Source organism: Pirellulales bacterium (assembly GCA_019694435.1).
Lineage (GTDB): Bacteria > Planctomycetota > Planctomycetia > Pirellulales > JAEUIK01 > JAIBBZ01.
Genome location: JAIBBZ010000003.1, coordinates 322,747 through 342,422 on the forward strand (window position 1 = coordinate 322,747; position 19,676 = coordinate 342,422).

The 19,676-nt window shown below is 66.1% G+C and carries 16 protein-coding genes; 4 read left to right on the forward strand and 12 right to left on the reverse strand.

From position 1 onward, the window contains the following. Positions 1 to 25 precede the first annotated feature (25 nt). The 10 genes from K1X74_05065 to rpsO all read right to left on the reverse strand — a co-directional run bounded on the left by K1X74_05065 (position 26) and on the right by rpsO (position 12,221). Positions 26 to 907, reverse strand: a complete 882-nt coding sequence (locus K1X74_05065) for an OmpA family protein (GenBank protein ID MBX7165699.1) — start codon at positions 905 to 907, stop codon at positions 26 to 28. 130 nt (positions 908 to 1,037) lie between these two features. After that, positions 1,038 to 1,634, reverse strand: coding sequence for a hypothetical protein (locus K1X74_05070; protein ID MBX7165700.1), 597 nt, complete (start codon positions 1,632 to 1,634; stop codon positions 1,038 to 1,040). 82 nt (positions 1,635 to 1,716) lie between these two features. Next, a complete protein-coding gene (locus K1X74_05075; protein MBX7165701.1) occupies positions 1,717 to 2,949 on the reverse strand; it encodes an A24 family peptidase in 1,233 nt (410 codons plus the stop codon). Further along, on the reverse strand, positions 2,946 to 3,485 hold the full coding sequence (locus tag K1X74_05080; GenBank protein ID MBX7165702.1) for a shikimate kinase: 540 nt from the start codon (positions 3,483 to 3,485) through the stop codon (positions 2,946 to 2,948). The genes K1X74_05075 and K1X74_05080 overlap by 4 nt, the downstream gene beginning before the upstream one ends. A 47-nt stretch (positions 3,486 to 3,532) precedes the next feature. Then, positions 3,533 to 5,020, reverse strand: a complete 1,488-nt coding sequence (aroE, locus tag K1X74_05085; protein ID MBX7165703.1) for a shikimate dehydrogenase — start codon at positions 5,018 to 5,020, stop codon at positions 3,533 to 3,535. A gap of 222 nt (positions 5,021 to 5,242) precedes the next feature. After that, complete coding sequence (gene mutL / locus K1X74_05090) at positions 5,243 to 7,153, reverse strand: DNA mismatch repair endonuclease MutL (protein MBX7165704.1); 1,911 nt, start codon at positions 7,151 to 7,153, stop codon at positions 5,243 to 5,245. Positions 7,154 to 7,201: 48 nt separating this feature from the next. Continuing rightward, positions 7,202 to 8,611 (reverse strand): sigma-54 dependent transcriptional regulator, encoded by a 1,410-nt coding sequence (locus K1X74_05095; GenBank protein ID MBX7165705.1) that lies wholly within the window; start codon positions 8,609 to 8,611, stop codon positions 7,202 to 7,204. Between the two features lie 95 nt (positions 8,612 to 8,706). Next, on the reverse strand, positions 8,707 to 9,429 hold the full coding sequence (locus K1X74_05100) for a sensor histidine kinase (GenBank protein ID MBX7165706.1): 723 nt from the start codon (positions 9,427 to 9,429) through the stop codon (positions 8,707 to 8,709). Between the two features lie 107 nt (positions 9,430 to 9,536). Then, complete coding sequence (gene pnp, locus K1X74_05105) at positions 9,537 to 11,729, reverse strand: polyribonucleotide nucleotidyltransferase (protein MBX7165707.1); 2,193 nt, start codon at positions 11,727 to 11,729, stop codon at positions 9,537 to 9,539. A gap of 222 nt (positions 11,730 to 11,951) precedes the next feature. Then, entirely contained in the window at positions 11,952 to 12,221 is a 270-nt protein-coding gene (gene rpsO, locus K1X74_05110; GenBank protein ID MBX7165708.1) for a 30S ribosomal protein S15, read from the reverse strand. A gap of 253 nt (positions 12,222 to 12,474) precedes the next feature. Between rpsO and K1X74_05115 the strand changes: the two genes are divergently transcribed. Beyond that, positions 12,475 to 13,143, forward strand: coding sequence for a class I SAM-dependent methyltransferase (locus K1X74_05115; GenBank protein ID MBX7165709.1), 669 nt, complete (start codon positions 12,475 to 12,477; stop codon positions 13,141 to 13,143). A gap of 22 nt (positions 13,144 to 13,165) precedes the next feature. Here the strand turns inward: K1X74_05115 and K1X74_05120 are convergent, their stop codons facing one another. After that, positions 13,166 to 14,149 carry a fatty acid desaturase gene (locus K1X74_05120; GenBank protein ID MBX7165710.1) on the reverse strand — a complete coding sequence of 328 codons (984 nt, stop codon included), beginning with the start codon at positions 14,147 to 14,149 and terminating at the stop codon, positions 13,166 to 13,168. Between the two features lie 246 nt (positions 14,150 to 14,395). After that, the gene (gene deoC / locus K1X74_05125) at positions 14,396 to 15,100 is read right to left on the reverse strand and encodes a deoxyribose-phosphate aldolase (protein ID MBX7165711.1); all 705 of its coding nucleotides are present in this window, start codon (positions 15,098 to 15,100) and stop codon (positions 14,396 to 14,398) included. A 146-nt stretch (positions 15,101 to 15,246) separates the two neighbouring features. On the opposite strand from deoC, the gene ggt reads away from it, so the two are divergent. The 3 genes from ggt to K1X74_05140 form a co-directional block, all read left to right on the forward strand. Beyond that, positions 15,247 to 17,010, forward strand: coding sequence for a gamma-glutamyltransferase (gene ggt / locus K1X74_05130; GenBank protein ID MBX7165712.1), 1,764 nt, complete (start codon positions 15,247 to 15,249; stop codon positions 17,008 to 17,010). Positions 17,011 to 17,126: 116 nt separating this feature from the next. Then, the gene (locus K1X74_05135; protein MBX7165713.1) at positions 17,127 to 19,250 is read left to right on the forward strand and encodes an enoyl-CoA hydratase/isomerase family protein; all 2,124 of its coding nucleotides are present in this window, start codon (positions 17,127 to 17,129) and stop codon (positions 19,248 to 19,250) included. A gap of 107 nt (positions 19,251 to 19,357) precedes the next feature. After that, positions 19,358 to 19,676 (forward strand): toll/interleukin-1 receptor domain-containing protein (locus tag K1X74_05140; GenBank protein MBX7165714.1); only part of this gene is annotated, 319 nt, incomplete at its 3' end.

Below are 19,676 nucleotides of genomic sequence, written 5' to 3' on the forward strand. Positions count from 1 at the left end.
GCTGGTTCGCGCCAAACCAGCGAGTTTAACGTCCCGGCAGACGCTCGGGATAGATGACCAGCTCGACGCGGCGATTTCGCGCCTTGCCAGCCGGGGTGGCATTCGACACCACCGGGTGATTCGCTCCGTGGCCGACGATGAACATCTGGTCGGGCCGAAGCTGGGTGCGGCTCACCAGGTAATCATACACGGCCAGGGCCCGTCCCACGGAAAGCTGGTGGTTGTTGACCCATTGCGGATTCGTCGGCGGGTCGCTGTCCGTATGGCCTTCGACGCCGATGAGCTGCCGGCCGTGCAGCCGCAGCACCTCGGCGGCCACCAGGTCGATCGTCGCGCTGGCTTGCGGCAGCAACCGATTTGTACCCGGTTCGAACACCAGGTCGGCGGGCAGCTCGATGCGAATCACGTCGCCGTCGAACCGCGTCTCGACGCCCGGCACGGTGATCACCGGCAAAGCTTCCTGCAGGCTGTTGTTGGCGCTGATCGAAGCGCCCGTACGCCGGCGGGAGGAGGCCGCGAGCGTTTGCGCGCGTTGTTCGGCTTGTTGTTGCTGCTGGCGCGTTTGGGCCAATTGCTGCGCCGCGCCGCCCAACTGATCGCGCAGCGCCGTGAGCTGCTCGGCATAGATCTGGTTCTGCTGCCGCGCTTGGGCCAACAGCGAATCGAGCTCCTGGTTGTCGCGGTCGAGCGCGCTGATCCGCGACATCAGCTCCTGGTTTTGCTGCGTCATGGCGAGCTGCGCCTGTTGCATCTGGGGCTGCAGCGCGGCCTGTTGCTGCTGCAACAGTTGTTGCTGCTGCTGCGCGAGGCTCGGTTGCCCGCCCGCCAGATAAGGGTTCTGTTGCGTGCAGCCGCAAGCCCAGGCCAGCGCGAGACTCGTCAACAGCAGTGGGCCGGCACGATCCATGTGCGGGAATCGCTCGCGCTCGAAGATACAGAACAGCTCGGATGGGACCGGCCACAGCGGCAAACACACGCCGCCAGACGCCTTGCGTCGCCGGGGACCGGGCCGGAAAGTACCGGCCACCCCCCAGGTTTCACAAGGTCAATTGCACGCCGCTGCCGGCAGCTAGCAGTTGCTCGGCCGGCTGTTCGTCAGCCACCGGGTAACCCAGCGGGTCGAACACCAGAGGCTGCGGAAACTTGCCGTAGAACCGCTTGATGTGATTGCGGTGCCAGCGGCTCGGGCAATGCGATGCCCAACCCCAGCGCGCCAGCAAGCGACCTGAGATGCGAAAGTTGGCCGCGTCGCAGACGATCGCAGACACGCCCCGGCGGCGGGCCACCTCGTCCAACACGCGCAGTGCCAGACGGAAACTCGCCAGCCGCGTACCCCGGCCCGAGTAGACGTATTTCAGGGCCATGAACTCGGGCAGTCGGGCCGAGTGGTTGAAGTACAACCGGCAGCGATCCTGGCCGAATCGCCGGTGGTACCAGTCGCCTTGCGCGATCAACTCCCAGGGCGTGACCCATTTCGGGAACGGGCGCAGCTCGATCCGCACGAAGCGTCCACCAGCCGTCTCGATCACGCCGTGCGTGCACTCGACGAGCCGCTCGTCGTTCAGGTCGAGGATCGTATAGGGCGTAAGCAACATGGCCGCGTTGGGGGCAAACGCCCCGGGAAACAATTCCACTACCTTGGGCCTGCGCCCGCGTCCCCGCAAAAGCCTAGCCCACGATTCGTATGCTGCCCCGGCGCGGCTGGGGCGGCGCGTCTTATGGGCGCTTGCGAACTGCCCACTCTGAAAGTGCGCGATACAGGAGTAATAACCCGCCCATGGTGCCCATGCACGCGGTCAACGCCGCAGGCACGATCCACCCCAGGGCAAAGATCGATTCGGCCCATTCCCACAGGCCTCGCCAGCCGGCGATCGCGCCGGCCGCGGCCAGACACAAGAACGGGCCATAGGGCATCACCGTCTCGCGGCGGGCGACATATTGCAACACGCCCAACAGGATGCCCATGAACGGCGCCAGGAAGAACACCAGCACGCAGGTCTGCCAGCCCAGGAAAGCGCCGATCATGCCCAGCAACGTGACGTCGCCGAAACCCATCGCCTCGCGCCCCAGCGCAGCGGTGCCAACCACGCGCACGACCCAGACGATTAAGCCTCCGCCGAACAAGCCCACCAGCGAAGTCAGCAGTCCGCGCCAAGTCTCACCGCCGATCGCCCAGCCGCCCACGACCGCTGCCGAGACGACTCCGCCGAGCGCCAAGATCCACGGTGTCAGCGCCGAGCGCAGCATGCGCGCGTAGAGCAGTCGCAGCGCCACCCCCCACCCGCGCCGCAAACGCCAGGGGCGAGGCAGCAAGCCCAGGCACCAGATCCAAACGCAGGCCAGCCCCAGCGCCAGTGTCTGGCCGCCGGGGGCATCGAGTGCGGCGGGCCACGGCTGCGGCGCGGCGATGGCGAGCCAGGTGAACTCGCCCGCCTCGTCGAGGATCGGCAAGTGCATCCAGGGCCAGGTTGCACCCATCGCCAGCCCGGCGAGCGTGCCAGGAATCGTGATCGAATCGGGAATGATCAATTCGTCGAGGTCGATCACCGCCGCCGCCAGCATCAGGGCCAAGAGCAGCGAGTGGGCCAGGAACTGCACGTGGACGATCGTCGCCAGGTTCGGCGGCGGGACGAGTTTTACCGTCGCGGGCAGCAGCGCGCGATCGACCACTTCGAGCCAGTAAAGGCCGGCTACCCCCGCCGCGGTGCCCAACTCGAGCAGCAGCGGTCGTACCCAAAACGCAGTGCCCCAGTGGCTCGCTTCGCCCCGCAGGACGAACCACCCCAAGACCGGCACCCGCGTCCAGAAAGAGCGGCGCGGCAAGGACGCGGGCGCGGTCCACCAAGGGCTCGCGCCGACGCGCGTCCAGGCCAGGCGGGCGACAGCCACATTGACCACCGCTCCCAGGAGCAGTCCCCACACCGCGGCCAGCACCAGTTCAAGCGTCATGGCGCCTCCGTGCCAGGTGACAAGTTCCAGACCGTCAGGATCTGTTCGGCCAACTCCTTGGGCGGCGCCGTCGTGGCGTCGAGCGTCAGCCGGGCGCATTGGGCGTACCAATCGCGGCGCTGTTCGAGCAACTGGCGTAGTTCCTCGACGCCGCTTAACGCGGTCAACGCCGGCCGACGCGCAGCGGTCGAAGCATCGCCGGCGAGTCGCGAGGCAAGCGTCTCGGCGGGGGCCGACAGCCATACGACCCGCGGCCGCGCCTGCAAGCGAGCGCGGTTCTCGGACCGCGTGACTACGCCGCCGCCGGTGGCCAGCACCACCTCGGGCCGCTCGATCCATTCGGCGAGACACTGGCTTTCCAGGTCGCGAAAGGCCGGCTCGCCTTGGCGGGCAAAGATCTCGGCAATCGAGCAGCCCGCACGGCGTTCGATCTCGTCGTCCAAGTCGATGGCCTGCCATCCCAGGCGCGCGGCCAGGGCGCGGGCCACGGTGGTCTTGCCCGCACCTCGCAACCCGATCAGGACGACGTTCATCACCGGCCGCCTTCCTGCGCGGCATTCCGCCCGCGTCGGCTAAGGGCCCCTTACGACCGCGCCGGGCCAATCGCTCGACGCAAGGCGTCGCGCATGGCCGCCAGCGGAGCCTCGCGCCCGGTGAACAACTTGTATTGCAGAGCCGCCTGGCGAATGAACATATCGACGCCGGTCACCACCGTGCAACTCCGGGCCCGCGCCTCTTTGATCAGCAACGTGCTCTCGGGATTGTAGACGGTGTCGAACACGACCATCGAGGGGCGCAGATGATGCTTGTCGTAAGGCGTTTCGTCGACGTTGGGATGCATGCCCACCGGCGTGCAATTGATCAGCACGTCGGCTGTGACCGCATACCGGGCCGCCCAGTCGATGGCCTTGCAGTGCACTTTTTCGGCGAGGCGATCGGCCCGATCGCTGGTACGGCTGGCGACCAATACCTCGGCCCCGCGGCGTTGAAAGCCATGCGCCATGACCCGGGCCACGCCGCCGGCGCCCAGAATCAAGATAGTCTTGCCGCGTACGGGGCTGACCTCGCCGCCCGCCTCACCCATCGCCGATTCGAGGCTGTCCATCGCCGCGCGATAATCGGTGTTGTGGCCCACCAGGGCGCCGTCTTCCCACACGATCGTGTTGGCTGCGCCGACGCGACGCGTCGCCCCGTCGACTTTCGACAGCTTGCGGATCACGGTTTCCTTGTGCGGAATCGTCACGCTCAGCCCGACGACGCCCAGGCTGGGGGCCTCGTCGAGAAACTGGTTCAGGTCTTGCTTCGACACGCGAAACGGCACGTACACCGCGTCGAACTCGTCATGCTCGAACGCCGCGTTGTGGATCACCGGACTCAGGCTGTGACCGACCGGGTCGGCAATCACGCCGAAGACCTTGGTCTCCGGACCAAGGCTGTCGTAATGGTAGATCTCGCGCATCTGCTGAAAGCTGAGCTGCCCAGGGGCGAGGGCCCGTTCGTGGCTGAACGTCGAGTAGGTGAACGGCGCGCCAAATCTGGCGGCGAGGATCCGTGAAGGGGTACCGATGTCGCCCATGCAGAGGCCGACTGTCGGCACCTTGGCGCGGCGCATGGCGTGGAGCATCCGCACGTTGTCATGAGGGCGGTTGGCCATGGCCGCAATCTTGACGATATCGGCATCGAGCGCCCCGAGCCGCTGGATCAGCTCGTCGAGATCTTCCGGCGTGCGCCGAAAATCGTGCAGGCTGACGATCCGCTTGGTCTTGCCGAACCGCGGAATCTGCGCCGCGATGTCGTCTTCGAGATCGACGTATTCGACGCCTTCGGCAATCGCCGAGCGGAGCAGCAACTGCCGTGACTCTTCACTGCCGCTCCACTTGCCGCCGTCCGCCGCGCGGCGGCAGGTGATGATCACCGGGCAGGGCCGATCGGCCAGCAACCGGCGGAGATTTACCGGCCCGTTAATGTAGTCGAGCCGCAACTCGACCAATTGCGCGCCGAGTTCGGCCAGGTGCCGATGTTCGGCAATCATATGGCGGTGCCGGCCGCGACCAATGCTGACGCAAATCATGGATGCTTGTCGAGTGCAGTTGACCTGAACCGGCCGTCCACCATCCCCAGGAACAGCCCAGTATAGTTGCCGAGCCGTACCCCGGGGGAGGAGGCGTCCGGGCGGTTCTCCGGCGGTCCCACGGGCACTCGATGCGATTCGCTCAATCGTCGCGGCCGGCCTGTTTTGCCCCGTTCGCGGCCGTCACACGCTGCGCAGGCCGGGGCGCGATTCGCCGGGCCGCTAGGTCCGTTTGAACTGCTTGTCGAGCTCTTCGCGCGACAGGACCAGCGCCGTCGGGCGTCCGTGCGGGCAGTGGTGCGTGTCGTGCACCAGGTGCCGCTGGGCCAGCAAGGCCTGGATCTCTTCGGCCGACAGGCGATCGCCCGCCTTGACCGCCGCTTTGCACGCCATCATGTGCAACAGCTCATCGACCAGATCGCCCATCTGCGGGCGGTGGGCGCCCGACTCGAGCTGAGTCACGAGCGATCGCAGCACCTCGGCCACGGGACTGGCGGCCAGCATCGCCGGATGGCCAGTCACGAGCACCGTTCCGCCGCCGAAGGGCTCGACCTTGACCCCCAACCGCGCCAACTCGTCGCGGTGCTCCAGCAGCCGCGCAGCCTGGCTGGGACCCAGATCGACAGGCTCGGGCACCAGCAACATCTGCGATTCGAGCGTGCCAGAATCCAGCCGGGCGCGAAACTGCTCGTACAGAATCCGCTCATGGAGCGCGTGCTGATCGATGACCACGATGCCCTGATCTTCCTCGACGACCAGGTAGCGATTGTGCACCTGCATCGCCGGAACGGCCACGTCGTGCGCAGGGTCCAGGCTCGTAGGTAGGTCGCCGGCGACGGTCGCCTCCAACTCCGCAAAGCCCACGGCCGCCGGGACAATCGTCGGGGCATGCTCACCTTGGGCAGGCGACGCCCCCTGCCCGCTGCGCGCCGCAGGCGTGCTCGACTGTCGCCAGGCTGCGGCGTCGTCGATGCGATTCAAGGTCAGCGGTCGCCGCGGCTCGACCTGTACCATGCGCGACGCCGCAGCGGAGCCGCCCTGGGCCCATTGAATCACCTGCTCGCGAAAACGCTCGGCCTGGGCCGGATCGTGCGCGGCGTCGCCCGGCTGCTCGGTCTCGGGCGGGCGCAACTGTGTGCTGAGATCGGCCGATAAAAACCGGGTCCGCAGCGTGGAGAGCAACTGGCTGTAAATGCGGCCCGAGTCGAGAAACCGCACCTCGAGCTTGGTCGGATGCACGTTGACGTCGACCATCTCGGGCGGCATCGTCATCTGTAGGATCGAGATCGGGTACCGCCCGGTGAGCAGCAGGCCGCGATAGGCCTCGCCCAGAGCGTGCTGCAGCGAGCGGTCGCGAATGTGCCGGCCATTGAGAAACAGATACTGCATCTTGGCGTGGCTGCGGCTGTGGCTGGGATGGGCCACGTAGCCCCAGAGCCGCACCTGTTCGTCGACGCTTTCAACGGGGATCAGTCCGGCCACCAGTTCCGGCCCGAGCACGGCGGCAATGCGGTCGGTCCACTGGTCGGTGGCGGGCAGATCGTAAACCGTGCGGTCATGGTGCCTGAGCGTGAAATGAATCTCCGGATAGGCCAGCACCTGCCGCAAAAAGGCCTCGGTCAGATGGCCAAATTCGGTCTGCGTCGACCGCAGGAACTTGCGTCGCACAGGCGTGTTGCAGAACAGGCTCGAGACCTCGATCGTCGTGCCCTGGGGACAACCGCAAGGCGTCGGGCCGGTGCGTTGGCCGGCGACGACTTCGATTTCCGCGCCGGCCGGATCGTCGGCCGTGCGGCTGCGCAGCAACAGCCGGCTGACCTCGGCGATCGAGGCCAGGGCCTCGCCGCGAAAGCCCAACGTGCGGACGTGGAACAAATCGTCCGCCTCGCGAATCTTGCTCGTGGCATGGCTGGTGAGGGCCAAGGCCAACTCGTCGGCCGCGATCCCGCAGCCGTCGTCGGTCACGCGAATCACCTCGACGCCGCCGCGATCGACGGCCACGTCGATCCGCCGCGCGCCGGCATCGATGGCGTTCTCGACGAGCTCTTTGACGACGCTCGCGGGCCGCTCGATCACCTCGCCGGCGGCGATCTTATTCACCACGCTCGGCGATAGCTGCTGAATCCGCGGCATCGATTCCCTGCGCTCCGTGCGGCGTAGCGGGCCGGCAGCCCCGCTTGCTCAGCTCAGTCCGAATTGCTTGATCTTACGATACAAAGTCCGCTCGCCGATGCCGAGCATGGCCGCCGCCTCCTCGCGATTGCCGCCCGTGGCGCGAAGCGTCTCGGTGATGAACATCCGCTCGACTTCCTCGAGCGATTGGCCCACCAGGCTGCCAAACGTCGAGCCCCGCCCGTCGCCGGCATGCGGCGGGGTCGCGCCGGTTTCGACCAATTCCTGCGGCAGATCGTCCAGGTCGAGCACGCCGTCGTAATCGACCACGACCATGCTCTCGATCACGTTGCGCAACTGGCGCACATTGCCGGGCCAGTCGTAGGCCATCAGCCGGCGCCGCGCGGCGGTGCTCATCGACTTGACCGGCTTGTCGTGCCGGCGGGCAAACTGCTTGATGAAGTGCTCGATCAACAATGGGATATCGGCCGCACGTTCCACCAACCGCGGCAGGACGATCGTCACGACCTTGAGGCGATGATACAAATCGCTGCGAAAGGTCCCCGCGGCGATCGCTGTCTCCAGGTTGCGATTCGTGGCCGATAGAATCCGCACGTTGACGTTGATCGGATCGTTCGAGCCCACGCGGGTAATCTCGCCGCTTTCCAGCACGCGCAGCAGCTTGATTTGCGTGGCCATCGGCATGTCGCCGACTTCGTCGAGAAACAGCGTACCGCCGTGGGCATACTCGAACTTGCCGATACGATCGGTCGAGGCGTCGGTAAACGCGCCTTTGACGTGTCCAAACAGCTCGCTCTCGAGGATGTTTTCGCTGAGCGCGGCGCAGTTGAGCGCCACGAACGGCTTGTTCTTCCGCGGGCTGTTCTGATGAATGGCCTGGGCCACGAGCTCCTTGCCGGTGCCCGTCTCGCCCTGGATCAGCACGCTGGCATTGGTCGGCGCGATCCGCTTGAGCCGGTCGATCACTTCGTTCATCTGGGGGCTCGAACCGATCACGCCCTCGAAACCGAATCGCTCGTCGAGCCGACGGTTCAACTCGGCGTTGGTCCGCCGCAGGCGTTGATTGGCGCAGGCCTTTTCGGTGACGGCCCGCAACTGGCCGATGTCGAGCGGCTTGAGCAGGTAGTTGAAAGCCCCCTGTTGCATCGCCTGTACGGCCGAGGGGACCGAACCGTGGCCGGTGACGAGAATCACTTCGGCCTCGGGCAAGTCTTGCTTGGCCCGGGCCAGAATGCCCAGGCCGTCGACGTCGCTCATCACCAGATCGGTAATGATGACGTCGAACGTCTGCTGTTCGATGCGCTGGACGCCCGCGGCGCCGCTCGTGGCGACGGTGCAGTTGTAGCCGACTCGTTCCAGGCTCTCGGCCACGGCCTGCGCATGGGGTTCGTCGTTGTCGATGATCAGCACGCGGAGCGGAGGTCCGGCGTCCTGATCCTGAGCTTCCGTGGCCACCATGGGACGAATCATAACGGAGCGATTGTCGGCTGATAAGCGGCGCCAACCCGCGCACGACCGGGCGCCACAGCCCCTGGGGGCGTCCCTGTCTCGGCTCAGGAGGCCGGCGGCAGCGTAAGTGTGAACTGCGTGCCGCGTCCCGGCTCGCTTTGTACGGCGATGGTACCGCCGTGCGCTTCGACGATCCGCCGTGTTGTCGGCAAGCCCAACCCCGAGCCGCCCGGCTTGGTCGAGAAAAAAGCCTCAAACACCCGGGCCGCGGTTTCGGCGCTCATGCCGACGCCCGTGTCGATCAACTGCAGCACGACGCCCTCGTCGGTGCGCTGCGTGCGCACCATGAGCTGTCCTCCCGCGGGCATGGCTTGCTGGGCATTGATCACCAGGTTCAGCAAGGCCGCACGAAACACCTCGCGATCCAGCAGCACCGGCGGCAGATCGCTGGCCAGGTAGGGCACGAGCTCGATCTTGCATTCCTCGGCCTGCGGCCGGAAGAAATCCCAGAGCTTGAGCACCTGCTCGTTCAAGTCGCTCGGCTCAAGCTTCAGATTGCGGAGCTTGGCGAAGTTGAGAAAGTCGTCGAGCACGTTTTGCAGCCGCTGGCATTCGCGCTCGACCGTGCGAATCTTGGCCAGCGCTCGCCGTTCCCGCGGCGTCTCCGCGTCGGCAAAATCCTCGGCCAGCAATTCGAGATTCAGGCGGATCGTCGACAGCGGGTTCTTGATCTCGTGGGCCAACCCGCCAGCCAGCGTGGCGATCTCGGTGTAGCGATCGAGGGCCGTGGCCGGATCGGCCGGTTGCGGTTGGCGCTGGGCAGTCATCGCGAGAACCAACGACTCGAAGTCGAAAAAGCCAGACGGACGCCCGCAGCATGGGCGTCCGTCTGGGGGGAAACTTGCGGGAACCAGCCGGCAGCGGCCGCCGTGCTCTAGGCGTCGGCTTCCGTCTCGGCGCCAGTCGGCAAGCCCAATTCGGCCAGGGCCTGGCGCCGGCTCAGCTTGACGCGGTTCTGCTCGTCGATGGCGATTACCTTGACGGGCATCTCGTCGCCGACCTTACAGATATCGCCGACGCGCTGCACATAGCCGTCGGCCAGTTCGCTGATGTGGCACAGGCCGTCCTTGCCGGGCAGGATTTCGACGAACGCGCCGAAGTCCTTGATGCTCGACACGCGGCCGTCGTAAATCTTGCCGACCTGCACGCTCTCGGTGAGCGCCTCGACGCGCCGCATCGCTGCTTCGGCGCCGCCGGCCTCGCTGCAGGCCACGGTCACGGTGCCGTCGTCCTCGACTTCGATCACCGCACCGGTCGATTCCTGAATGCCGCGGATCGTCTTGCCGCCGGGGCCAATCAGCAAACCGATCTTGTCCGGGTCGATCCGGGTCCGCAGCAGCCGCGGGGCAAACGCGGAGATTTCTTTCCGCGGGCGCGGGATCGCGCTGAGCATTCGGCGCAGGATTTCGATCCGCGCTTCGCGCGATTGGTTCATCACGGCGCGGATGATCTCATGATCGATGCCTTCGATCTTCAGGTCGAGCTGAATGCCCGTGATACCGTTTTGGGTACCGGCAATCTTGAAGTCCATATCGCCGAAGTGGTCTTCGTCGCCGATGATGTCGGTCAGCAGTACCCAGCCCTGGGGCTCCTTGACCAGACCCACCGAGATGCCCGCCACGGGGTTCGAAATGGGCACGCCCGCAGCCATCAGGCCAAGCGTTCCGCCGCACACCGAGGCCATCGAGCTCGAGCCGTTCGACTCGAAAATGTCGGAAATGAGCCGCACTGTGTAAGGAAATTCGTCCGGGTCCGGCAACACCGGCTTCAGGCTCCGTTCGGCCAGCATGCCGTGACCGATTTCGCGTCGCCCCGGTCCGCGGATCGGGCGGCACTCGCCCACCGAGAAGGGCGGGAAGTAGTAGTCGAGCATGAATTTCTTCGAGTATTCCTCGACCAGGCCATCGACGCGCTGCTCGTCGCGCGTCGTGCCTAAGGTGACCGTGATCACGGCCTGGGTCTCGCCGCGCTGGAAAATGGCCGAGCCGTGCACCCGCGGCAGCACGTCGATCGAGCAGTCGATGTTGCGCAGATCTTTGTGGCCCCGGCCGTCGGCCCGAGTACCAGCCAGAATCAAGTCGCGCACCACGCGCTCCTCGAGATCGTGCCAGGCGTGGAAGAACGCGTTCGGGGCGATCGCTCCTTCGGCGGCCGGATCGGGAATGAAGTCCGCTTGGGCCTGAGCTTTCAGCGCCGAGACGGACTCGGCCCGGGCCAGCTTGCCTTCGGTCCGTTTGGCGGCGAGGAAGCCGTCGTAGTACTTGGCCTTGAGGCGATCGAACAAATCGCTGGCGGGCGGTACTTCGTAGGTCCGCGGCGTGACGCCGGCGGCCTTGACCAGCTCGTCCTGCAGTTCGATCAGCTGGCGAATCGCGCGGTGGGCCTCTTCAAAGGCCTCGGCCATGCGGGTCTCGGGCAATTCGCGGGCAAAGCCTTCGATCATGCAGATCGTGTCGCGGTTGCCCGAGACGATCAGGTCGAGATCGCTCTCTTCCAACTCGTCTTGCGTGGGGAACAACACGAACTTGCCCTCGACCTGGCCCAGGCGGACCGTGCCGATGGGGCCACGGAACGGCAGGCCCGACAACATCAACGCGGCCGACGCGCCAAGCATGGCCAGGACGTCGGGGTCGTTTTGCCGATCGCTGGCCAGGACCATGGCCTGCACCTGCACTTCGTCATGGAACCAGGCGGGGAAGAGCGGACGGATGGGGCGGTCCATCAATCGCGAGGTCAGGGTTTCCTTGGTCGAAGGGCGGCCTTCGCGCTTGAGGAACCCGCCGGGAAACTTACCGGCCGCAGCGTGCCGCTCGCGGTAGTCGCAGGTGAGCGGAAAGAAATCGATGCCCGGCCGCGGCGGACCGGTCGTGGAAGCGACTAATACGAGGGTGTCTTCGAGCCGCACGATGCAGCTCCCGGCGGCCTGCTTGGCAATGTGGCCGGTTTCGATCGAGATGGTCTTGTTACCGATGGTCTTGGATACGCTGGCTTTCAAGGTCGAATTCCTGTCTGGTGGCTGCGTCCCGGCGTCCGGAAAGCAATGGCGTGATTCCGGGGAGGAATCCATCGCGGGGCGGCGGCCAGACCTTGGCCGGTGCCCAATTCAGAGACGAATGCTCAAGAAGATGGGCGCCGATGCGTCGAGAACGCCACTTGGCGACGAGCGCTCGGTTCGTGCGGCGCACTGCCCGTGAGGAGAACTTGTTCGACGACGTCCCTGCTCTCGACGAATACCTGCCCTCGACGCATCAGCACCAGAGGGCGCCTGTGCGAGCCCGCTTCCGCGTCGTTACTTGCGGATTTCGAGCCGGCGCAAAATGTCGAGGTAACGCTGAGGATTGACCTTGCGTAAATAGTCCAACAAACGTCGCCTACGGCTGACCATCATCAGCAGACCACGCCGGCTGGCGAAGTCTTTCTTGTGCGAGCGCAAGTGCTCGGTGAGCTGCCCGATGCGCGAGGTCAGGATCGCGATCTGCACCTCGGGGGAGCCGGTGTCTTGGTCGTCGCGACGAAAGTCGCCGATCAGTTCTTGCTTGCGCTGTTTGGTGATGGTCATGCTAACCGCTTGCTTCTCCACTCGGATCGTGCTTCCGTGAAGCGCTGATCCCCGGATACCGTGCTACTGAAGCCTTACTGCTGAGACTCTTTTACTACCTACTACGTTGACAAAAACTTAGATTCGTAAGTCTATCAGTGCCCTCGGGCATTGCAACCGCAAATCGAACCTCGCTGCCAAGCCCGGACGCGCCGCCGGTGCGATGTGCCTGCCGGGCCGGAACTTAGCTCACCCCTCGCAACCGATGTTCGCCATGAATTCGCCCCCCGACCGAAGTGAAGCCCGGCGGCTGGCTGCCGAATCGCTCGCCCAAGGCGACGCCACCGGTTGGTTCGAACGGCTCTATCAGGCCGCCGCGGGTGACCCTGCCCGAATCCCCTGGGCCGACCAGGTGATCAATCCCCATCTGCTTGCATGGCTGGATGGCCCCTGGGCACCATCGCCAACGGGCCGTGCCCTGGTGGTCGGCTGCGGCCTGGGCGACGATGCCGAGGCATTGGCCCAGCGCGGTTATGCGGTGACCGCCTTCGACGTCTCGCCCGCGGCCGTGACCTGGTGCCAGCAGCGGTTTCCCGCTTCGCCCGTCGATTACCTCGTGGCCGATCTGCTCGCTCCGCCGGCTGCGTGGCGCGGCGCGTTCGACCTGGTCGTCGAGATATACACCCTGCAGGTCCTGCCGCCCGAGCCGAGAGCGGCGGCGATGGCCGCGCTCGCCGGCTGCGTCGCGCCCGGCGGCAGGTTGTTTGTCGTGGCCCGATGCCGCCAGCCCGGGGACGACCCCGGCTCGATGCCCTGGCCGCTGCTGCGCAGCGAGCTTGCAGCGTTCGAAGGTCTGGGCCTGGTGCCGCTGGCCTGCGAGGAATTCGACGACCACGAACACCCGCCGGTGCACCGCGTCCGCGCCACTTACCGGCGGGTCTGAAGCGGAAATCGGCCGGCGCGGATCAGACCCCGACGCCTTTTTGGCGCCGCGGCAGATCGTGGACGACGTTCCAGGCCAGGCCGGTCTTTTCCAGCAACCGGATCACCCCGTAGGTGATATCGACTTCCCACCAGCGGTGGCCATGGCGGGCCATGCGTTGATGGGCGTGATGGTTGTTGTGCCAGCCTTCGCCGAAGGTCAACAGCGACACCCACCAGAGGTTACGGCTGTCGTCGGTCGTCACATAGTTGCGATAGCCCCACAGGTGTGTGGCCGAGTTGATCAACCAGGTGGCGTGCAACACGTAGACCATCCGCACGAAGACGCCGTAAACGACGAACGACCACGCGGTGTAGGTGTCCCAGAAGTAATAGCCGACGGCGAACAGGAGGAGACCCAGCCCCCAGTTGATCGGCAAGAACATCTTGTCGAGCGAGCGGATGACAGGATCCTTCCAAAGGTCCGGCGCCCAGCGGCTGTAGAGCGCCTCGCGATCAGCCTGGTTCAACTGCGGAAACAGCCAGAACATGTGGCTCCACCAACCGCCGTCGCGTGGCGAATGCGGATCGTCGGGTTCGTCGCTAAAGGCATGATGCTTGCGGTGCGTGGCGACCCAGGTCGTCGGCGAGCCTTCGCCCGCCAGGCAGCCGATCGTGGCGATCAGTCGCCGCATCCAGCGATAGGTCTGAAAACTGCCGTGTGAGAGCAGACGGTGATAGCCGAGCGTGATGCCGATGCAGCCGGTCACGAACCACAGCAACACGACGACGGCCAGCGCCTTCCAGGTGAAGAAGAACGGCGCGGCCAGCGCCCCGACGTGCAAGAAGCCGATCCACAGGATGACCGGCCAATCCATTCCGTTGCGCCAGCGCAGGCTCGCATTGCGCGCCTCGGGCGCGGCAGCAGTCGGCGACGCGCCAGTCGCAGCGCGCGTTGCAGGATGCTGCGCGACCGCCGTCGCCGCACTCGCTTCGTCGATTCCGATGTCGTCAATCACAGATGCCACGAAAGCCTCCTCCGGTAACGAGACGCACCCGCCTGGATGCGCGTTGCCGTTCCCAAGGCACCCTGCGTCGCCTCACGGCAACCCACCAGGGTGATCGACGGAATTCTATTCGTGGCTTGGGTTTGTCGTGTCACCTCACCGTCGAGGGTCTGTCATAGTTTGGTCACAGCCCCGGCCAGGGGGGCGATTGTGCCTAGAGAGGCAGCATGGGCCGTCCGACAGCAGGCTTCGGGCGCGGCCCGCGGGTCAGCCCCGCTGGGCCCGTTCCCCGGCGACGATTTCGGCGGTGGCCGTGGCCCCGATGCGCGTACAGCCAAGCTCGCGCATCCGCTGGGCCTGGGCATATGTGCGGATTCCGCCGGCCGCTTTGATCTGCACCCCTTGTCCGCAATGCGCGCGCATCAGGGCCACGTCGTGCTCGGTGGCACCACGGTAGTCGTAGCGGCCGTCAGCGCCCTTGACGAAGCCGAAGCCGGTCGAGGTTTTGGCGAACTCGGCGCCGGCGAACGTGCAGATCTCGCACAGGCGGATTTTCAGGGCGTCGTCCGGCAAGAAATCGTTCTCGAAAATCACCTTGGTGATCGCGCCGAACTCGTGAGCCTGGGTCACGATGGCGCGAATCTCCTCTTCGATCAGCAGCCAATCGTGCGACAGCACCCGCGCAACGTTGACCACCATGTCGAGCTCCACCGCCCCCTGACTGCAGGCGAGCCGGGCCTCGAACAGCTTGGTCTCGGTCGCGGCGCTGCCGTGCGGAAAGCCAATCACCGTGCCCACGGCGACCGGAGTACCAACCAGGATTTCCGCCGCCAGCGCAACGTCGCACGGTTTGGCGCAGACGCTGGCCACGCCGTACTCGAGCGCCAAGCGACACCCGGCCGCCACTTCCGGGGCCGTAAGCGTAGGGTGCAGCAGCGAATGATCAATCAAGCGGGCAATCGAGCCGCTCATGTTGCTGGGCTCCCGTCGAAACGCACTGCGGACGCCGCGTGGCGTGGCACCCGACGCGTCAGTAGATTAACGGGCACCTGTTCCGCGGCAAACCGCCGCCGTGGGTTTTCCGTCCCGGGTTTTGCAGCCTCGATCTGGGGAATCTCATGTATGCCAACTTGCGTGGGCCGCAGTCGTTGGCCGCCGCGATCGTCGGCCTCGCCTTGGGAACCTGCTCGATGAGTGCCGCCGCGGATCCGGCGAAGGTCGTTCGCGTGGGGCCCGGCTACGATCGGCCCGCGCTCAACCCGTTTCAAAGCCGCAGCGTGTCGATCGCCGAGCGCGGCATGGTCGCTACGAGTCATCCGGCGGCGGTGCTCGCCGGGCTCGAGGCGCTGCGCGCCGGTGGGAACGCCGCCGATGCGGCCATTGCGGCCAACGCCATGATCGGCCTGGTCGAGCCGATGAGTTGCGGCATCGGGGGCGATTTGTTCGCCATCTACTGGGATGCCAAGACGCAGAAACTCTACGGCCTCAACGCCAGCGGGCGCAGCCCCTATGACCTCACGTTCGAGGAGTTCGAAAAACGTGGTCTCCAGGAAATCCCCGGCGACGGTCCCCTGTGCTGGTCGGTGCCGGGCTGCGTGTCGGGTTGGGAGGCGCTGCGCGCGCGCTTCGGGACGAAATCGTACGCCGAGCTGCTGGCCCCTTCGATCGAACTGGCCGAGCGCGGCTTCCCGGTAACCGACATTATCGCCGTGGCCTGGATGTACACGGCCAACGGTTTGCGCCGCTGGCCCGATTCGGTGCGGACGTACCTGCCCGACGGCAGGCCGCCGCGCGAAGGGGAGCTGTTCAAAAACGCCGACTTGGCGGCGAGTTATCGGCAACTCGCCGCGGGCGGTGCCGACGCGTTCTATCGTGGGCCGATCGCGCAGCAGATCGTGGCCTTCAGCCAGGCCAACGGCGGGTTCTTCTCGGCGCGCGACTTTGCCGAACACACGAGCGATTGGGTCGAGCCCGTCTCGACCAACTATCGCGGCTACGACGTTTGGGAGCTGCCGCCGAATGGCCAGGGGATCGCCGCGCTGCAGATGCTCAATCTACTCGAAGGGTATGACCTCAAATCCCTGGGGCCCGACGGACCCGAGTGGTGGCACCTGTTCCTCGAGGCCAAGAAGCTGACCTTCGCCGATCGCGCGACGTACTACGCCGATCCGGCGTTCGGCGCGCTGCCCGTGGCCGAGTTGATCTCGAAACCTTACGCCGAGCGGCGGCGCGCGCTGATCGATCGGCAGCACGCGGCGCTGAGCTATCCGCCGGGCGATCCCAAGCTCGAACGATCGGACACCATCTACTTGACCGTCGTCGACAAGGACCGCAACTGCTGCTCGCTGATCCAGAGCAATTTTGCCGCCTTCGGCTCGGGCATGGTGCCCGGCAAGGTCGGATTCGTCCTCCAGAATCGCGGCGAGTTGTTCGCGCTCGACCGCGAGCACCTGAACCGCTACGAGCCGCACAAGCGGCCGTTCCACACGATCATTCCGGCGATGGTCACAAAGGACGGCCGCCCCTGGTTCAGCTTCGGCGTGATGGGTGGCGACATGCAGGCGCAGGGGCACGTCCAAGTGCTCGTGAACATGATCGACTTCGGCATGAACCCTCAGGCCGCCGGCGACGCGGCGCGGATCTGCCACTCGGGTAGCCCCACGCCAACCGGCCAGCGCGGCGCCGCGAACGGCGGCACCGTGCACGTCGAGCCGGGCATCTTGCCGGCCACGGTCGACGCCCTCAAGGCCCGGGGCCATCACGTCCTGACGGGCAGCCGCGGCACTTTCGGCGGCTACCAGGGAATCCTGATCGATTGGGACCACGGCACCCTGCACGGCGCCAGCGATCCCCGCAAGGACGGCTGCGCGCTGGGCTACTGACGCCCGAAGCGCCGCCGTTGCTTGAAGCCTGCCCGCTGCCGCGCTACGATTGGCGGCCCGCAAACCACTTTTGCGCACAACGCGTTCGTCACCCGCATCGACAGCCGAGGTCCGTCATGTCCGACTCACCGATCCGCACCAGCCGCGATGGCGAAGTGGCCATTCTCACGATCGACTCTCCGCCGGTGAACTCGCTCTCGCAGCGCGTCGTGTCGGGCCTACTCGAGGCCGTGCGCGCGGCGCAGGCCGACGCGGCCGTGAAGGCCATCGTCATTACCGGCGCGGGCGACAATTTCATCGCGGGGGCCGACATCGGCGAGCTACAGCAGGCCGCGCGCGCGGCCGGGTCGGGCCAATTGGCCGGCTCGCTCACCGCGGCGCTCGAGGAGTTCGAAGGCAGCGAAAAGCCGATCGTGATGGCCATCGACGGCTTTGCCCTGGGCGGCGGGCTCGAAGTGGCCATGGCCGGCCATCGCCGCATCGGCACGACGCGCTGTCGCTGCGGCCTGCCCGAGTTGACCCTGGGCCTGATCCCCGGTGCCGCAGGCACGCAGCGTCTGCCGCGGATCGTCGGTCTGCAAAAGGCCGCCGAGATGATGCTCACCAGCTCCGAGGCCCGCGCGCAAGAGGCACTTGCCCTGGGCATCGTGCAGGAATTGGTGGAACCGGCGCAGTTGCTGCCCGCGGCCGTGGTCGCGGCGCGCAAGCTGGCCGCCGGCGAACTGCCCAAGGTGCGCGCTTCGCAGGATTCGAGCAAGCTGCCGTCGGCCGACGAGGCGCGAATGATGGTCGACATGGCCAAGGGCATGCTCGGCGACAAGGGGCGCAACCTGATCCACCCCCTGGCCTGCCTCGACGCGATGCTGCACGGCATCACCGACGGCTATCAGGCCGGCCTGCAACGCGAGGCGGAGAATTTCGCCAAGCTGCTGGCCAGTTCGCAGGCCCGTGGCTTGATCCACATGTTCTTCTCGCCGCGCGCGGCGGCCAAGGTGCCCGGCGTGACCGATCAGAAGCTCACGCCCAAGCCGGTGGCCAAGGCGGCCGTGCTCGGTGGCGGCACCATGGGCAGCGGTATCGCCACGGCCCTGTTGCAATCGGGGATCGAGGTCGTGCTCAAGGAAGTCGACGAGCCGGCGGTGGCCGCCGGGCGCGGACGGATCGAATCGAACCTGCAATCGCGGCTCAAGAAGGGCAAGCTGACCCAGCAGAAATACGACGAAACGCTGGCCCGGCTCCGCACGCAAACCGATTACAGCGGCTTCGACGGTCTCGACCTCGTGATCGAGGCGGTGATCGAAAACATCGAGCTCAAGCAGCAGGTGTTTGCCGATCTCGAAAAGGTCACCCGGCCCGACTGCATCCTGGCCACGAACACCTCGACGATCGACCTCGAAGTCGTCGGGGCCAAGACCCAAGCCGCGCCGCGGATCGTGGGTACACACTTCTTCTCGCCGGCGCACGTGATGCCGCTGGTCGAGCTGGTGCGCAGCCAGCACACCAGCAAAGAAACGCTGCTGGCCGCGATCGAGCTGGCGAAGAAAATCCGGAAGACGCCGGTCACCGTGGGCAACTGCGTCGGGTTTTTGGTCAACCGCATCTTCTTTCCCTACGGCCAGACGGCCGGGCTGCTGGTCGATTACGGCATCGACCCGTACCGCATCGACAAGGCCCTGTTCGATTTCGGCATGCCGATGGGACCGTTCCGCATGGGAGACCTGGCCGGCGTCGACGTGGCCAAGTTCGCCGGCGGCATCTTGTTGAACGCCTATCGCGACCGGTCCTACGCCTCGACGCTCGTCGATTACCTGTTCGCCGAGAAACGCTTCGGCCAGAAGACCGGGCGCGGGTACTACGTCTACGAAGACGGCAAGACGGCCAAGGAAGATCCCTCGCTGGCCGCGCTCGTCGCCAAGGCCCGGGCCGATGCCGGCAACCCGAAGCCGCTGGAGCTGTCGGACCAGGACATCGTCGAGCGCGTGCTGTTCGGCGTCGTCAACGAGGCCTGCCGCTGCCTCGACGAGGGCATCGCCATTCGCGCTTCGGACATCGACGTCGCCTCGGTGATGGGCATGGGCTTTCCCGCGTATCGCGGCGGCATCATGTTCTATGCCAACGAGCTGGGGGCCAAGCACGTCTGCGACCGGCTCGCGGCCTGGGCCCAGGTACACGGCAACGTCTACGCGCCCTGCGATTACCTGCAGCGTAAGGCGGCCGCCGGCGCGAGCTTGATGGACTAGACCGCCTTGGGGACCGCCCCCGGCGCACGCGACACGACCGTGCCTGCTTGGTAACGTGCGGCAACTGGAGTGAATACATTTCTTCATTCCGCGGGCAGGGCTGCATCATGACCACCCAGCCGGACGCGTCGTTCGACGTGTTTTTGAGCTATCGCAAGCCGGACGTCGAGCTGGCCCGGGCCGTCTATCGGCGGCTGGTCGACGCCGGGCTCACGGTCTGGTTCGACGAGCAGCGGCTCGAAACGGGCGATCACTGGTATCGCGAGATCGACCGCCACTGCCAGGCCAGCCGCGCGGTCGTGCCGGTGCTCACGCCGCGCTGGCAGCAGTCGCAGTGGACGCGGTTCGAGGCCTACGGCGCCGCCGTCGTCGTGCCGGTGCTCGTCGAGGGCGAGTTTCAGGACGTGGCGCCGCCGCCCTTGCGCA

Bases quoted from the DNA above. Each gene is read 5' to 3' on its own strand.
- pnp (MBX7165707.1), bottom strand. From the start codon at position 11,729: ATGGATTCCTCCCCGGAATCACGCCATTGCTTTCCGGACGCCGGGACG.
- mutL (MBX7165704.1), bottom strand. From the start codon at position 7,153: ATGCCGCGGATTCAGCAGCTATCGCCGAGCGTGGTGAATAAGATCGCC.
- K1X74_05115 (MBX7165709.1), top strand. From the start codon at position 12,475: ATGAATTCGCCCCCCGACCGAAGTGAAGCCCGGCGGCTGGCTGCCGAA.
- K1X74_05135 (MBX7165713.1), top strand. From the start codon at position 17,127: ATGTCCGACTCACCGATCCGCACCAGCCGCGATGGCGAAGTGGCCATT.
- K1X74_05065 (MBX7165699.1), bottom strand. From the start codon at position 907: ATGGATCGTGCCGGCCCACTGCTGTTGACGAGTCTCGCGCTGGCCTGG.
- K1X74_05095 (MBX7165705.1), bottom strand. From the start codon at position 8,611: ATGGTGGCCACGGAAGCTCAGGATCAGGACGCCGGACCTCCGCTCCGC.
- ggt (MBX7165712.1), top strand. From the start codon at position 15,247: ATGTATGCCAACTTGCGTGGGCCGCAGTCGTTGGCCGCCGCGATCGTC.
- K1X74_05100 (MBX7165706.1), bottom strand. From the start codon at position 9,429: ATGACTGCCCAGCGCCAACCGCAACCGGCCGATCCGGCCACGGCCCTC.
- deoC (MBX7165711.1), bottom strand. From the start codon at position 15,100: ATGAGCGGCTCGATTGCCCGCTTGATTGATCATTCGCTGCTGCACCCT.
- rpsO (MBX7165708.1), bottom strand. From the start codon at position 12,221: ATGACCATCACCAAACAGCGCAAGCAAGAACTGATCGGCGACTTTCGT.
- K1X74_05075 (MBX7165701.1), bottom strand. From the start codon at position 2,949: ATGACGCTTGAACTGGTGCTGGCCGCGGTGTGGGGACTGCTCCTGGGA.
- aroE (MBX7165703.1), bottom strand. From the start codon at position 5,020: ATGATTTGCGTCAGCATTGGTCGCGGCCGGCACCGCCATATGATTGCC.